At 50.7% G+C, this 14,045-nt stretch carries 14 protein-coding genes; all 14 read right to left on the bottom strand.

The features are described from left to right. Window positions 1–5: 5 nt before the first annotated feature. The 14 genes from rpmC to B036_RS0121940 all read right to left on the bottom strand — a co-directional run bounded on the left by rpmC (window position 6) and on the right by B036_RS0121940 (window position 14,002). Entirely contained in the window at window positions 6–266 is a 261-nt protein-coding gene (rpmC, locus tag B036_RS0122005) for a 50S ribosomal protein L29 (protein WP_020570902.1), read from the bottom strand. A 79-nt stretch (window positions 267–345) separates the two neighbouring features. Then, window positions 346–765 carry a 50S ribosomal protein L16 gene (rplP, locus tag B036_RS0122000; protein ID WP_020570901.1) on the bottom strand — a complete coding sequence of 140 codons (420 nt, stop codon included), beginning with the start codon at window positions 763–765 and terminating at the stop codon, window positions 346–348. Between the two features lie 411 nt (window positions 766–1,176). Then, window positions 1,177–1,941 (bottom strand): 30S ribosomal protein S3, encoded by a 765-nt coding sequence (gene rpsC, locus B036_RS0121995; protein ID WP_020570900.1) that lies wholly within the window; start codon window positions 1,939–1,941, stop codon window positions 1,177–1,179. 3 nt (window positions 1,942–1,944) lie between these two features. Beyond that, window positions 1,945–2,343, bottom strand: coding sequence for a 50S ribosomal protein L22 (gene rplV / locus B036_RS0121990; protein ID WP_020570899.1), 399 nt, complete (start codon window positions 2,341–2,343; stop codon window positions 1,945–1,947). 327 nt (window positions 2,344–2,670) lie between these two features. Next, window positions 2,671–2,940 (bottom strand): 30S ribosomal protein S19, encoded by a 270-nt coding sequence (gene rpsS / locus B036_RS0121985; RefSeq protein ID WP_020570898.1) that lies wholly within the window; start codon window positions 2,938–2,940, stop codon window positions 2,671–2,673. Between the two features lie 3 nt (window positions 2,941–2,943). Further along, window positions 2,944–3,780 carry a 50S ribosomal protein L2 gene (gene rplB, locus B036_RS0121980; protein WP_020570897.1) on the bottom strand — a complete coding sequence of 279 codons (837 nt, stop codon included), beginning with the start codon at window positions 3,778–3,780 and terminating at the stop codon, window positions 2,944–2,946. Window positions 3,781–3,868: 88 nt separating this feature from the next. Next, window positions 3,869–4,165 carry a 50S ribosomal protein L23 gene (gene rplW / locus B036_RS0121975; RefSeq protein ID WP_020570896.1) on the bottom strand — a complete coding sequence of 99 codons (297 nt, stop codon included), beginning with the start codon at window positions 4,163–4,165 and terminating at the stop codon, window positions 3,869–3,871. Window positions 4,166–4,212: 47 nt separating this feature from the next. Further along, window positions 4,213–4,839 (bottom strand): 50S ribosomal protein L4, encoded by a 627-nt coding sequence (gene rplD, locus B036_RS0121970; RefSeq protein ID WP_020570895.1) that lies wholly within the window; start codon window positions 4,837–4,839, stop codon window positions 4,213–4,215. A 64-nt stretch (window positions 4,840–4,903) separates the two neighbouring features. Next, window positions 4,904–5,524 carry a 50S ribosomal protein L3 gene (gene rplC / locus B036_RS0121965; protein WP_026232228.1) on the bottom strand — a complete coding sequence of 207 codons (621 nt, stop codon included), beginning with the start codon at window positions 5,522–5,524 and terminating at the stop codon, window positions 4,904–4,906. A gap of 158 nt (window positions 5,525–5,682) precedes the next feature. Then, on the bottom strand, window positions 5,683–5,991 hold the full coding sequence (rpsJ, locus tag B036_RS0121960) for a 30S ribosomal protein S10 (RefSeq protein ID WP_020570893.1): 309 nt from the start codon (window positions 5,989–5,991) through the stop codon (window positions 5,683–5,685). A 116-nt stretch (window positions 5,992–6,107) separates the two neighbouring features. Continuing rightward, a complete protein-coding gene (fusA, locus tag B036_RS0121955) occupies window positions 6,108–8,237 on the bottom strand; it encodes an elongation factor G (RefSeq protein WP_020570892.1) in 2,130 nt (709 codons plus the stop codon). 102 nt (window positions 8,238–8,339) lie between these two features. Next, window positions 8,340–8,816: a 30S ribosomal protein S7 gene (gene rpsG / locus B036_RS0121950; protein ID WP_026232227.1), complete on the bottom strand. Its 477-nt coding sequence runs from the start codon at window positions 8,814–8,816 to the stop codon at window positions 8,340–8,342. Between the two features lie 82 nt (window positions 8,817–8,898). After that, the gene (gene rpsL / locus B036_RS0121945) at window positions 8,899–9,273 is read right to left on the bottom strand and encodes a 30S ribosomal protein S12 (protein ID WP_026232226.1); all 375 of its coding nucleotides are present in this window, start codon (window positions 9,271–9,273) and stop codon (window positions 8,899–8,901) included. A 538-nt stretch (window positions 9,274–9,811) separates the two neighbouring features. Further along, window positions 9,812–14,002, bottom strand: coding sequence for a T9SS type A sorting domain-containing protein (locus B036_RS0121940; RefSeq protein ID WP_169435088.1), 4,191 nt, complete (start codon window positions 14,000–14,002; stop codon window positions 9,812–9,814). Window positions 14,003–14,045: the final 43 nt, after the last annotated feature.

Below are 14,045 nucleotides of genomic sequence, written 5' to 3'. Positions count from 1 at the left end.
TTCGATTACTTTTTACGACGACGGATTAAGATGCGATCGCGCTTGGACTTCTCCTCTGGAGACATTGCGTCCAATTCGCGACGACGAATTTCTGTTTTGATCCGCGCAAGGTCGCGACGGACTACCCGCAGTTGCAGGGGGTTCTCGATGCCATTCACGGCATGGTCGAACTTCATTTTCTCGAGGCTAGCGGTGGTCTCCGTCAGCTGATCCTGAAGATCAGCGTCGGAAGCATTCCGCAACTCGACTGATTTATTACTCGCCATCAGTTGATATTGTTGTGCCGCACGGCAGGCCGGCGGACTTAACTATTAAAAGCGTTTTAATTTCGTTGGAGGCGGATGTCTAATCCTGGTAATCCAGCCGGGTAACCACTTTGGTCAGTACCGGAAGCTTCTGTGCGGCAAGGCGTAGGGCTTCTTCAGCAACTTCCCGGGTCACACCGTCAAGCTCGAACATAATCCGTCCGGGCTGTACGTTGGCGACCCAATGGTCAAGGGCACCTTTACCCTTACCCATACGTACTTCCAACGGCTTGCTGGTAATGGGTTTGTCAGGGAAAATGCGAATCCACACTTTACCTTCACGCTTCATATGACGCGTCATGGCAATACGGGCGGCTTCTATCTGGCGGTTGGTGATCCGTCCGATACCGAGGCTCTTCAGTCCGAAGGATCCGAAATCAACCTTATTACCACGCTGGGCGAGACCCCGGTTACGGAGTTTCTGCTGCTTGCGATATTTAGTTCTTTTCGGCTGTAACATTGCTTAAAGTTTAGTGGGCAAACGTCCGAGAATCGAACACTTACACCTCAAATTTCCCCGAGGATCTCCTTAGAGCGGGGCAAAGGTACGATTTTATTCCAATCTAGAGAAGTAAACCGAAGCAAACTTCCCGTTTTTGGTGATTTTTGTTCTCCATAGCGAAAGCAAGGCAACAACAGCGAGTTATTTCGCTATTGCAGCCCTGCTTTCAGGAGTTTAAGAACCAGCGCAAGACCGCGTCTTGATGATTCTTGGTCAGTTTCTTCTCTCGCCTGGGGCGGTTGAATCTTGGACAAGTTGCAGATTGCAGGTTTCAAGTTGCAAAGTCTGCGGTTAGCCGCTTTGTAATTAGCCGCAGCTAATACTGTTTATTTAGTATGCAACCTGCAACTCGTGCAACTTGCAACTTGATTAACGACGGCCACCGCCACCACGGCGATCGTTGCCACCACGGCGTCCACCGCCATCACGACCGCCACGGCCGCCACGATCTCCACCACGGCGATCATTGCCTTTGGTTGCAAGACCGGCGTTCGGGTTCAGGTCACGCTTACCGAGAACTTCACCCTTACAGAGCCACACCTTAATACCGATACGTCCGTATACAGTGTGTGCTTCTTTGTGTGCGTAGTCGATATCGGCACGGAAAGTATGGAGGGGCGTACGTCCTTCCTTAAACTCTTCCGTACGGCTCATGTCCGAACCGTTGAGGCGACCAGAAATGCGGATCTTGATACCTTCTGCACTGGCACGCATAGTAGCGGCAATGCTGGTCTTGATCGCACGACGGTAGTTGATCCGGGCTTCGATCTGCTTAGCTACACTTTCGGCCACGATATTGGCGTCTAGTTCAGGCTTACGGATCTCGATGATGTTGATCTGAATGTCTTTCTTCGTCAGGCGACGAAGCTCTTCGCGGAGCAGATCGATTTCCTTACCACCCTTACCGATAATGATACCGGGGCGGCTGGTGTGAATCGTCAGCGTAATCCGCTTCAGGGTACGTTCGATGATAACGCGAGCGATACCACCTTTTTCGATACGGGTATCGATGTATTCACGCAGTTTGGCGTCTTCGATGACGTTGGCGGCGTACTCTTTGTCAGCAAACCAGTTGCTGTCCCAGCCGCGAATGTAACCCAGGCGGTTACCAATTGGATTAGTCTTTTGTCCCATGTCTTATTCTGCGGTTTCGGTTTCAATTACGGCACCTTCTACTTCGCTCGGGAGCGGGTTGCGGTTGGATACCTTGATGGTGATGTGGCAGCTGTGCTTCCGGATACGGTGGGCACGGCCGTGAGGCGCGGGGCGGAAACGCTTGATTTGCGCACCGGCATCAGAAAATGCTTCGGAGACATAAAGGTCGTACTCGTCAGCACTTTCGGTGCCACCGGTTTTGTACTCCCAGTTTGCGATAGCACTCAGGAGATCCTTTTTGATCCAGATCGCAGCTTCCTGCTTGCTGAATTCGAGAATACCCAGTGCTTCTCCTACCTGCTTACCGCGGATAAGGTCGATAATCAGCCGCATCTTGCGCACCGACATCGGGATACTGTTTAAACTTGCTACTGCTTCCATTATTGGAGGTTTTCGAGGGAACGGGTTAGTACAACGGATTCTTGATTGAAGACTGTTGGTTGATAATTATTGATTTCAGCAATCAGCAATTAAGTATTAACAATCAATAATCTCAAACGAGATCATACTCTACCTTCACTCAATTAAAGGGGGCGCGAACGCGGGTGCAAAGGTAAGGATTAAAAGCAATGCGGGCAACCCTTCTTTGCTTTCTACTCTTTTGCACTGCACCTGCGACCGCGCCTAATTATTATTCAGGTTGCAAATTGCAGGTTGCAAGCCAAGCACGCTCCGAAGGAACCTGTAACCTGCAACCTGTAACTTGGCTTACTTACCTTTCTTGCCACCGTGACCCCGGAAGGAACGCGTTGGAGCGAATTCACCGAGCTTATGGCCAACCATGTTTTCCGTAACGTATACGGGAACGTGGGTTTTACCATTGTGTACGGCGATTGTGAGGCCTACCATGTCAGGGATGATCATGGAAGAACGGGACCAGGTTTTGATCATGCCCTTACGGCCACCTTCCTGTGCTTTGACGATTTTGTCATAGAGGCGGTGAAATACGTAGGGACCTTTCTTAAGCGAACGTGCCATGGATTACTTCTTGTTCTTCGTCTTACGACGGGTGATGATCAATTTGTTGCTTGCCTTGTTGACGTTGCGCGTCTTCTGGCCTTTGGCCATGATACCCGTGCGTGAGCGTGGGTGACCACCTGAAGCGCGACCTTCGCCACCACCCATTGGGTGATCGACCGGGTTCATAGCTACGCCACGTACACGTGGACGTTTGCCGAGCCAGCGATTACGACCTGCCTTACCGGCTACGGTGAGGCTATGGTCGGGGTTAGACGTAGTACCGATGGTAGCACGGCAGGTCTTGAGGATACGGCGAACCTCACCAGAAGGGAGTTTCACAGAAACGAAGCGACCTTCTTTACCCATCAGGGTAGCGTTAGTACCAGCAGAGCGGGCAAGGGCTGCACCCTTACCTGGCTGAAGCTCAATAGCGTGGATGGAGTTACCCAATGGCACATCGGCCAGGAAAAGGGTATTTCCCACGGTTGGGAGCGCGTCAGCACCAGACATCAGCTGATCACCTACTTTCAGTCCCTGAGGAGCGATAATGTAAGTCTTCTTGCCGTCGGTGTACTCGACTAAAGCGATAAAAGCGGTACGGTTCGGATCATACTCGATCGTCTTAACCGTGGCGGCTACGCCATCATGGTTACGACGGAAATCGATGATACGGTAGCGACGCTTATGACCACCACCTTTCTGGCGAACAGTCATTTTACCAGTACCGTTACGACCACCACTCTTTTTGATGGGGGCGAGCAGGCTCTTGGTTGGCTTGTCACCAGTTAACTCATCGAACTTGTTTCCAACGTGGAAACGAGAACCCGGAGATACTGGCTTAAACTTTTTGATTGGCATTATTGCACAAATTGGTCCGGTGAATCTCGGAGCTAAAGCAATGACCGCGATCGACCACGGTTATTGGCTCCCCACCCACCGGTGATTTCTATAATTCGTTGTATAAGTCGATGGTCTCGCCTTCGGCCAGGGTAATGATCGCCTTCTTAAAGGAGGATACCCGACCGCGGAGAAGACCGGACTTAGTCGATCTGTTTTTAGTTTTGCTAGGCATAACCATGGTGTTCACCCGGTTTACCGTTACGCCATAACGAGCTTCCACTGCGTTACGGATTTCGATTTTGTTAGCCGTCTTGGCCACTACGAAAGTGTAGTGTTCCTGGTTCTCGGAAAGCAACTCAGCTTTCTCGGACACGACCGGCTTGATAAGAATAGTCTTAGCCATTTTGATTTGTGTTTAGTCCGGCCTGCATGCAGACCGAAAGCTGATGATTAAGCGAATTGCTCTTTGAGTTTTTCGATGGCACCTTCAGAAACGATGACCGTACTGGCCTTCATTACATCGTAGGTACTGACCTGGCCAGCACTGAGAATAGCACTGTTAGGAATATTACGGCCACTACGGTAAACGTGCTGGTCGGTTTCTGCAGTGATCAGGAGTACTTTACCTTCGTTGGCGCCCATGGCGTTGAGGAAAGCAACGTAGTCCTTGGTCTTAGGCGCGTCGAACTTGAGGTCTTCCACTACCCTGATTGCACCGGCATTCGCCTTTACAGTGAAAGCACTTGCACGGGCCGCCTGAGCGACTTTCTTGTTTAGCTTTACGTTGTAGGTGCGAGGGCGGGGGCCAAAAATACGACCACCACCACGGAAGATCGGGCTCTTGATGTCACCCTTACGGCTACCACCAGTACCCTTCTGCTTATGCAGCTTCCTTCTGGAACCGGCTACTTCACCGCGCTCTTTGGATTTGTGTGTACCCTGACGCTGAGAAGCCAGGTAAGCTTTTACCGCTAAGTATACGGCGTGCTCGTTTGGCTCTACGCCGAAAATATTTTCGGGCAGTTCTACCTCACGGCCAGCATTCGTACCCTGTGCGCTTTGAACTTGGAGTTTCATTTTTATAGTTTTACAATCCAATCATCCGGGACAATTTCCAGAAGAGCGGGATCGGCTGACTTAATTATTTGTGCAGGATTACGGTTCCACCTTTTGGGCCGGGAACGGCACCTTTAACGATGATGAGGTTACGCTCGGGGAACATCTTGAGGACCTTAAGGCCCGGGATGCTTACCCGGACACCACCATCGCGGCCACCCATACGCATACCCTTGAATACTTTCGCGGGGTAGGAGGCGGCACCAATGGAACCAGGGGCACGTTGACGGTTGTGCTGACCGTGGGTAGCATCGTTCACACCCTTAAAGTTGTGACGCTTAACTACACCCTGGAAGCCTTTACCTTTTGAAGTACCGACGGCAACAACAGTGTCACCTTCTGCGAATACGTCCTCGATGGTAACAGTATCCCCAAGAGATTTAGCGATGTCCATATCGCGGAACTCGACAACCTCATGCTTAGGAGTAGTACCGGCAGCCTTGAAGTGGCCGACCATCTGCTTGCTGGAGGTCTTTGCCCGGCGTTCGCCGAAAGCAAGCTGGACTGAGTTGTAAGTGTCCGTATCTTCGGTCTTTACCTGCGTTACAACGCAAGGACCGGCTTCGATTACGGTACAGGCGAGGTTACGGCCTGCTTCGTCGAAGATGGAAGTCATTCCGACCTTCTTACCAATAATTCCGTTCATTGGTCTTGATTTGTTCATTGCCATCCCGGTTTGTCCGGAAGCGGGCAACTAATATCCCAACCCCGAAACGAACGGGGAAGGAACAGTTAAATAATAGCCCTACCCTACCCTGGCAACAAGTACCGGTAAAATGGGGATTTAAGATTGCGGGAAACTTACTAGGTAAGCTTCACCTGAATGTCTACACCAGAGGGGAGTTCGAGCTTCGAAAGCGCGTCCACCGTTTTTTGGTTGGGGGTGTAGATTTCAATCAGGCGCTTATGCGTGCGCAATTGAAACTGCTCCCGGGATTTCTTATTTACGTGCGGAGACCGCAGTACAGTATAGATATCCCTTTCGGTGGGCAGCGGAATCGGGCCGGTAACGATGGCCCCACTGTTCTTAACAGTCTTTACGATCTTCTCAGTAGACTTGTCTACCAGGTTGTGATCGTAAGACCGCAGTTTGATGCGAATTTTCTGATTCATGCCAGATAAGATTTTCAAATAAAATTTGACCACACCGGCTTTCCGGGAGTCGTTTAGAGTTGAGAACTCCCGCTCCCCGGCAACTGCCGGAAAGAGCGGGAGTGATTAGTCAGTTATTACTCGCCTTTAGCTTCCTTGATGATGGTATCAGCGATACCCTTAGGAGCTTCGTTGTAGTGGTTGAAAGTCATGCTTGAGTTAGCACGGCCAGAAGTGATCGTACGCAGGTCGGTCACGTAGCCAAACATTTCACTCAGTGGAACATCAGCGGTGATCTTTACGGCTCCACCATTCATTGGGACCTGACCTTTTGGAAGGCCACGACGACGGTTAAGGTCACCGATTACGTTACCAGTGTACTCTTCAGGCGTCACAATCACTACTTCCATGATCGGTTCGAGCAGCTTGGGGTTACACAGCTTTGCTGCTTCCTTAAAGCCTTCCTTTGCACAAAGTTCAAAGGCAAGTGGCTTGGAGTCAACAGAGTGCATGCCTCCATCATATACCTTCACCTTCATGCTATCAATGTTGTAACCGGCGAGAATGCCGTTTTTCATCATTGACTTGAAGCCATCACGAACGGGCTTCTGGTAGTTTTTGTCGATAGCACCACCAACGATGGCCCATTCAAACTGGAAGTTTTCCTTACCGCTCTTGAAATCTTCGCTTTCCAGGAACTCCTCATCGGCTGGGCCGAGGGTGAAACTCATGTCTGCAAAGAGACCAGAACCACCAGATTGCTTCTTAAGGCGCTCGCGGTGCTCAACGGTTGTGAAGAGTGCTTCCTTGTAGCTTACCATCGGCGCACCAACGTTAGCTTCTACCTTGAACTCACGACGAAGGCGGTCCACGATAATTTCCAGGTGAAGTTCACCCATACCAGCAATAATGGTCTGGTTGGTATCTTCATCGTACTTAACGGTAAAGGTTGGATCCTCTTCAGCAAGTTTGGCGAGTGCCATACCCAATTTGTCGAGGTCCTTCTGCGTCTTAGGCTCTACGGCTACCGCGATCACGGGATCAGGGAATACCATAGATTCAAGAATGATCTGATGCTTTTCGTCACAAAGGGTATCACCGGTACGGATGTCCTTGAAACCTACTGCAGCAGCGATGTCTCCAGCTTCCACCTTATCAATGGCTTGCTGCTGGTTGGCGTGCATTTGGTAAAGGCGAGAGATACGCTCTTTGTTACCGGAACGTGTGTTCTTTACGTAAGAACCAGCTTCCAGAACACCAGAGTAAACGCGCATGAAGGCGAGGCGACCTACGAAGGGGTCGGTAGCAATCTTGAACGCAAGTGCTGCAAACGGTTCGTCTACAGAAGGCGCACGTTCGAGGATTTTTTCTTCGTCGTCAGGATCAGTACCTTTCACCGGAGGAATGTCCAGTGGGCTGGGCAGGTAAGCACATACGGCGTCGAGAACGGCTTGTACACCTTTGTTCTTGAAGGCAGAACCACACATCATCGGAACGAAAGCGGCGTCGGTTACGGCGTCACGTACGGCTTTGCGTACTTCCTCAACGGTAATGGACTCCGGATCTTCGAAGTACTTTTCCAGAAGGGATTCGTCGTATTCAGCAACGGCTTCGAGCAGTTTTTCGCGCCATTCGTTAACGGTATCAACGAGGTTGGCTGGCATATCGATAACCTCAAAGGTCATGCCCTGGTCTTCTTCATTCCATTGAATGGCCTGCATCGTAATGAGGTCAACAACACCAATGAAGGTCTCCTCTGCACCGATCGGAATCTGCAGTGGAATAGACTTAGAGCCTAGCTTCTCTTCCACGTCTTTAACAACGCTGAGGAAGTCAGCACCGGAACGATCCATTTTGTTAACGAATCCAATCCGTGGAACTTTGTAGTTATCAGCAAGACGCCAGTTGGTCTCAGACTGAGGCTCTACACCTGAAACGGCACAGAACAAGAATACCAGACCATCAAGAACGCGTAAGGAACGGTTTACCTCAACGGTAAAGTCAACGTGTCCGGGAGTGTCAATGATATTAAAGACGTAATCCTTATCCTGCCATTTCCAGTTGGTGTGGGTAGCGGCAGAGGTAATGGTAATACCACGCTCCTGCTCCTGCTCCATCCAGTCCATGGTGGCGGCACCGTCGTGTACTTCGCCGATCTTGTGGCTGATACCGGTGTAGTAAAGGATACGCTCAGTAGTAGTCGTCTTACCGGCATCAATGTGCGCGGCAATACCGATGTTTCTGGTGAATTTGAGATCCGTTGCCATGGCAGAAGGATTTAAGAGGGGGAATGTAAAATGGAATTAAGAACTAGAAATTAGGAGCCTAATCGCCAGCAGCTAGTTTCCTAGTTACTGACTCATCAGCTTCTATCTTCCGTAGTGGGCGAAGGCACGGTTAGACTCGGCCATCTTGTGGGTATCTTCCTTACGCTTCACTGCCAGGCCTTCGTTGCGGCTGGCGGCGAGGAGTTCAGAGGACAGCTTCTCAGCCATACCCTTACCAGAACGCTGGCGTGAAAATTTGATGAGCCACTTCATACCAATGGACATCTTACGCTTTGCGCGGATCTCCGTAGGGATTTGGAAGGTGGCACCACCAATACGCTTAGAGCGTACCTCTACTTGAGGCATGGCGTTGTTGAGGGCGCGTTTCCACACCTCAAACTCGTCGATTTCTTCGCTTGCAACGCGCTCTTTGATGATGTCCATCGCATCATAGAAGATACGGAAGGACGTACTCTTTTTACCCGAGTACATGAGCATGTTGACAAACTGAGTCACCATCGCATCTCCGTAACGGGGATCGGGAGCAATGACTCGTACTTTTGGTTTTCTTTTACGCATAGCTTGGTTGCTTCAGATGGTGTCGGATTTGAACCGTACACCGGTGAGCCCCTACTCAAGGGAACTCGTCTTACTGATTAAATTATTTCTTTGGACGCTTCGCACCGTACTTAGAACGAGCCTGACGACGATCGGCAACGCCAGCCGTATCAAGAGCACCACGAACGATGGTATAACGTACACCCGGAAGATCCTTTACACGACCACCACGGATAAGTACGATAGAGTGTTCCTGCAGGTTGTGACCTTCACCGGGGATGTAAGCGATCACTTCAATGCCATTTGTGAGACGAACCTTAGCAACCTTACGGAGCGCTGAGTTTGGCTTCTTTGGCGTTGTCGTGTATACACGAGTACATACACCGCGTTTCTGCGGACAGGAATCGAGGGCACGAGACTTACTCGCTTCAACGATTTGCTTGCGTCCTTTACGGACTAACTGATTAATTGTAGGCATACGTTTATTTGCTTTAGCTGCGCTTTTTTTGTTTACCAGAGGCCTACCTCCTTGAAAAGCGAGCGCAAAGGTAGGAAGTTATCCTGATAAATCCTAGTGCTTATTCACTAAGATTGGATTTTCTCCTTCCGGTTGGTATTTGGATAGACAGATTATCCTCAAGACAGGCTAAAACGTCCCTTTTTCGGGGAAAATCTCCAGTTTCTCACCTTAACAAGACAACTCGTATAAATAGGTCATTAAGAAGAAATGAAGTTGCAGCAACGGCCTTATCAGAGGCAAAGGTTGTCAGCAATTTGATCACTTTACCAAACAGGTCATTTTCAAATTGGCAAATAAACACCAGACCTTAAAGCCTCCGGTAGCTGCTTTTCAACTTTCCACTGCACCTGCGACCGCGCCTGATCCCGAAAATAACTTTTGAAAAAGTTGGAGGAGGCGTTAAAAAGAGCATAGCCCCACCAATCCTAATGGACTGGCAGGGCCGCGCTACTCTCTAAATCTTTAAGGCCATTAGTGTGGCCGTTGGGTCATGCGTTTAGCGCGCAATCACCGTCATGCGTTTAGTAAGGCGTTGCTGCCCCACGGTAAGTGTGTAGGTCAGAATACCAGTACTATTATTCAGGTCGTCGTCGGTTCGGAAAGACACCGTATTGCGGCCCATGTGCCCTGCAAGGTTTCTCGCGGCAACGAGACGTCCCTGCAGATCGTGCACCTCCAGTGCTACTGCGCTGGCTTGTGGCAATTCAAATACGATGGTGGTCTGAGCGGCCGCCGGGTTGGGGAAGTTTTGGTGAAGTACAATACCGTCACCGCCCGTGGTCTCACTGAATTCAAGGCTTAAGGTCGCCGTGTTACCTGCCGGAGTATAAGCCTCCGGGTAGGTGATTCTATCCGTGACGCTAAGGTAATCACTAATCCGTAAATCAGTAGCCGCCCGCAAGTGAAGGGTGATAATTTCCTTCCCTTCCAGACTTTCGTCCGCCTGGTAGCTGAAGGGCAGTAAACCGTCGTTCATGTATGCATCATTCACATTTCCACGTCCAAGCAATGGTGAAGACCAATTCTCGATCTCCAGGCCTTCGGCTACATCAAAAGTCCCCTGGAAGGCCTGTAGTTCGCCAGCATTAATCTTCAGGTCAAAGCGCTCACCTGCTTCAAGCAGCGCATCTTCAGTATAGAGTGCGTGAGCCTCCCGGCCTTCTGGCTGGACAAATACATCACCGATCTCAATGGCTACGAAATCCGCATTGCGGTTATGGCCCTGCAACTCTTCGATCATGTAGCTGGTCGGGAAGATACTCGGGTTCCATCCTTCTTCCAGGCCGTTGAGGTCGAAATCCCGACGGATAAAACGCCAGGTTGGGCTATTCGGATAAGTTGCATCAAGGCCGATGATAATCCGGCTGATGGCTAACATATCAGTGATGTCTACATATCCGTCTCCATTTACATCGGCCGCAATCAGGCGGTAAGGGTCCGTTAGTGGCGTGGTGCCAAGAGCGTGGGCTGCGATGGTTGCAATATCACTGGTCTTGACTCTGCGGATATCTACCTCATTAGAGGTCTGTGGCTGCACCATATACTGGCCACCCGCTAAAAGAGCCGGGAAGAGAAAACTTCCGTTGGCATCCGTCAGTTGCCTATCGTTCATTGATGCCATATCGCTGATGGACACCTCGACGTCGCGCAGCAATTCATTCTGAGGCGAGGTAACGAACCCGGAGATAGAGGCGACACCTGCGCCGGCACAACTTACGGTTGCGGAAGTGACCACACTTGCCATTGCATTACAGAAGTGGCTGTTACCATTAGGAGTGAAGACGTATACCCGGACCGGAATTTCGCCAACATCTTCGCAGGTTACCTGAAAATCGGTCCGGTCGGTACTGGGCTCAAAGCCAGGTGCGTTGGTTTCTTCTTCGGTGTAGACTGCGTATTCCAGCGGCAGGTTCATACAGTTGCCGTTAGCGCTGACCACGAAGTCGTCGGCTTCCACGATAGCCAGGCCACCGCCTGCACCATCAGTTTGCAGGACAAAGGTCAGGCGTCCTACACAGATCGGCGTCACTACGCTGTTGTCTTCAATATTGAACTGGATGATCCGGCCATTTACGTTACCACAACCATCGGTGGCCCGGGCACGAATCGCATGTTCACCAATTGGCAGGTTTGGCAGCAGAATATTAAAGTTGCCGCCACCGTCAGAGAAAATTTCGTCACTGTTGAGCACCCGGCTGATGTTAAATCCGTTTCCGGGAACGTAGTCGAGGTCAAGTTCCACCTGTGTGTTAAGATTAGCTCCGATACAATCATCGAGAACGGTATAGTCGATCTGGATACCACCACCGTCGCAGTTAGTACTATTGGTTACGTCGGAGGAGATGTTCGTGATCGTCGGTGCAGTATTATCGTATACTTTCACGTATTGAACGTAACGGAAGGCGCCGCGGCTGACTGAATTTCCGTAGCCAGAATCGCCATCGTTGTCATTATCGATATTCCCGCTGGTCAGGTCATCGAGGTCAAGGAATCCAATGTTATTGTTATTCACCCGGCTCGCGTCCCGATCAAGAACGGCTACATCGTCAGACAGATCTGTATTGCCATTTGGCAGAACGTGCAGGAATGTAGGCTCATCAAAGTTTCCGTCATTATCTGCATCCCGACGCACAGTATAGAAGTCTCCGTTGCCATCGTACTCACACCAGTTGATGACTTCAATGGTCCGACGAAGCTTAAAACATGCGTCTGAGGTAGCGAAAAAAGTGTCTACCGTAAGGTTCGTGACTACCATATCACAGCCCAGCGGAGTGTACACGAGGTCACCGTAGACGGGGTTGTTGCCACAAGTGGCAGCTGCGTCCCCTGGGAATTCTAGGGTGTAATCCCGGATGCCGCGAATGCTGATGATCTGGTCACAACCGGGAGCGGAAGCAAAGCCACGGGAGTCGGTTACGGTGAAGGAACGGGTTACGGTACCGGTACCGCAATCGTTGATGTTAGCAAATATTTCTTGCGTCGACTGCTCGTTCCCACAGTTATCCAGACTGGTTGGTGCGCCGAACAATTCGTCAAACAGGATGATGGTACTCTGGCGGTCCCCTAGGAAGAATGCGTTGATGTCTTCCGGCAGCAAATCATCTGCCTGCTCGCAGTCAATCGTTACGTTACCCGGAGCAATACAAACCGGTACGGAGTTATCGATCACATTAATGATAGACATCCGGGTATTTGAATTCCCGTTTGCATCGGTAGCCCGCAGGATAACTGGAACAGCTCCCACGTCGATACAAGTGAGGGTAATGGTTGGGCCGAAGGCACCAATTGCGATGAGTGAACCGGGGTTGGCGAAAGCGATGTCGAGGGTAACCCCCGTACAATCGTCGTAAGAACCACGATCGATGTCCGTGGCAGCTACGGTTGCGAAACCATTATTACTTAACGCGACATTGATCGCATCTTCAGCGATTACTACTGGTCCCGAACGGTCTTCGATCAGAATATCGAGGTCAGCAGTAGTTTCGTTGCCACATTCATCAATCGCCAGGTAACGCAGGGTGTGTTCACCGGCGGGAATGAAGGGGGTCAGGCGATTGGTTGGATTAGGGGAGTTCACATCAATTGGTGCAGAGACATTGTCTTCAGACCCGTTGAAAAGAACAAAGGCAGTTACGGTCATCACATCCGAGCATCCGTCCGTTACATCCAAGCCGCTGGCGCGGGTGTTGATGTAAGCGCCACAACCGGGTGCGTTGGTGCTGTAAACCAGTGGCCCGAGATCTGGGCGGCCGTCAAAGTTGTTATCCTGGGTAGGTAGCGTAATGGTTGGCACACCGGTGTCCCCAACTTTTACCAGCTGGCTAAAGGTGCGTACGTTATCAGTGTCACACCAATCGATCACGGTGTAGGTACGAACGTACTTAATGGTATTGGTACAGATGTTTACCGGAGCGCTGTTGGTGAAAGACGAGCCAACGTTGCCAAACACAAATTCAAGGTATCGCGGACCATCAGGCGTATTAATAAACGGATAGTCTTCGGGATTCGGATCGGGGAAGTTCCCATTAGCAAGAGCTGGGTCATTACATTCGTAAGTGACCAATTCCCTGGGTGCCTGCACGTTAGCTATAGTTGGGCGTTGGAGAACGATGTCATAACTGACTACCGTTTCGCCGCTGCTGAATCCAGGTGCGGAGCAGTCCTCGCTATCATCGGTAGCGGTAAAGGATCGCGTGATAATGATGTCGCCACAAGGGCCGTCAATGAAAATTTCATCGGAAACAACAACGTTTACGTCGGAGCAGGCGTCGCGGAACCGTGGGATCATACCACCGGCTAACAAGCGTACCATGAGTTCACCATCAAGGGTGCTCATTATCGGCATGCCAGATTGGCCATCGAGGGTGAAGGAACGAGAGACGCCACCGCGCAAAGAATTTACCGTAAGTTCCTGTAACTGCGTGGTAAAGAAGGGGCCGGGGTTTGCGCCGGCAGTAAGGAATTGAGTAGGCGGTGTAACGTCACGCGCCGTAATAGTGCCCTGACCAAAGGTGAATCCGACAACCGTGCTGTCAGGATTTGGCCGGATGGTGTAGTTGAAACTACCGCAGCCATCCAATATTTCGTTATTCGACGGGTCAGCATCATCAATTTCAATAATGAATGCTTCCTGCGGAGGGAAGCGGCCGTCCCGGTCAACATCTGCATCTCCGGTCAGCAAATTCATATAAATGAGGTTGCGGGAGCAGTCAGCGTTTAATTGTATGTTT

Origin of the sequence: Neolewinella persica DSM 23188 (assembly GCF_000373105.1) — a bacterium.
Lineage (GTDB): Bacteria > Bacteroidota > Bacteroidia > Chitinophagales > Saprospiraceae > Neolewinella > Neolewinella persica.
Note: the sequence above shows the minus strand (reverse complement) of the source record. Positions and strands in the feature narration are given on the sequence as shown.

Excerpts from the sequence above, each read along its gene's own strand:
- rpmC (WP_020570902.1), bottom strand. The coding sequence starts at position 266 with ATGGCGAGTAATAAATCAGTCGAGTTGCGGAATGCTTCCGACGCTGAT.
- rplP (WP_020570901.1), bottom strand. The coding sequence starts at position 765 with ATGTTACAGCCGAAAAGAACTAAATATCGCAAGCAGCAGAAACTCCGT.
- rpsC (WP_020570900.1), bottom strand. The coding sequence starts at position 1,941 with ATGGGACAAAAGACTAATCCAATTGGTAACCGCCTGGGTTACATTCGC.
- rplV (WP_020570899.1), bottom strand. The coding sequence starts at position 2,343 with ATGGAAGCAGTAGCAAGTTTAAACAGTATCCCGATGTCGGTGCGCAAG.
- rpsS (WP_020570898.1), bottom strand. The coding sequence starts at position 2,940 with ATGGCACGTTCGCTTAAGAAAGGTCCCTACGTATTTCACCGCCTCTAT.
- rplB (WP_020570897.1), bottom strand. The coding sequence starts at position 3,780 with ATGCCAATCAAAAAGTTTAAGCCAGTATCTCCGGGTTCTCGTTTCCAC.
- rplW (WP_020570896.1), bottom strand. The coding sequence starts at position 4,165 with ATGGCTAAGACTATTCTTATCAAGCCGGTCGTGTCCGAGAAAGCTGAG.
- rplD (WP_020570895.1), bottom strand. The coding sequence starts at position 4,839 with ATGAAACTCCAAGTTCAAAGCGCACAGGGTACGAATGCTGGCCGTGAG.
- rplC (WP_026232228.1), bottom strand. The coding sequence starts at position 5,524 with ATGAACGGAATTATTGGTAAGAAGGTCGGAATGACTTCCATCTTCGAC.
- rpsJ (WP_020570893.1), bottom strand. The coding sequence starts at position 5,991 with ATGAATCAGAAAATTCGCATCAAACTGCGGTCTTACGATCACAACCTG.
- fusA (WP_020570892.1), bottom strand. The coding sequence starts at position 8,237 with ATGGCAACGGATCTCAAATTCACCAGAAACATCGGTATTGCCGCGCAC.
- rpsG (WP_026232227.1), bottom strand. The coding sequence starts at position 8,816 with ATGCGTAAAAGAAAACCAAAAGTACGAGTCATTGCTCCCGATCCCCGT.
- rpsL (WP_026232226.1), bottom strand. The coding sequence starts at position 9,273 with ATGCCTACAATTAATCAGTTAGTCCGTAAAGGACGCAAGCAAATCGTT.
- B036_RS0121940 (WP_169435088.1), bottom strand. The coding sequence starts at position 14,002 with ATGAATTTGCTGACCGGAGATGCAGATGTTGACCGGGACGGCCGCTTC.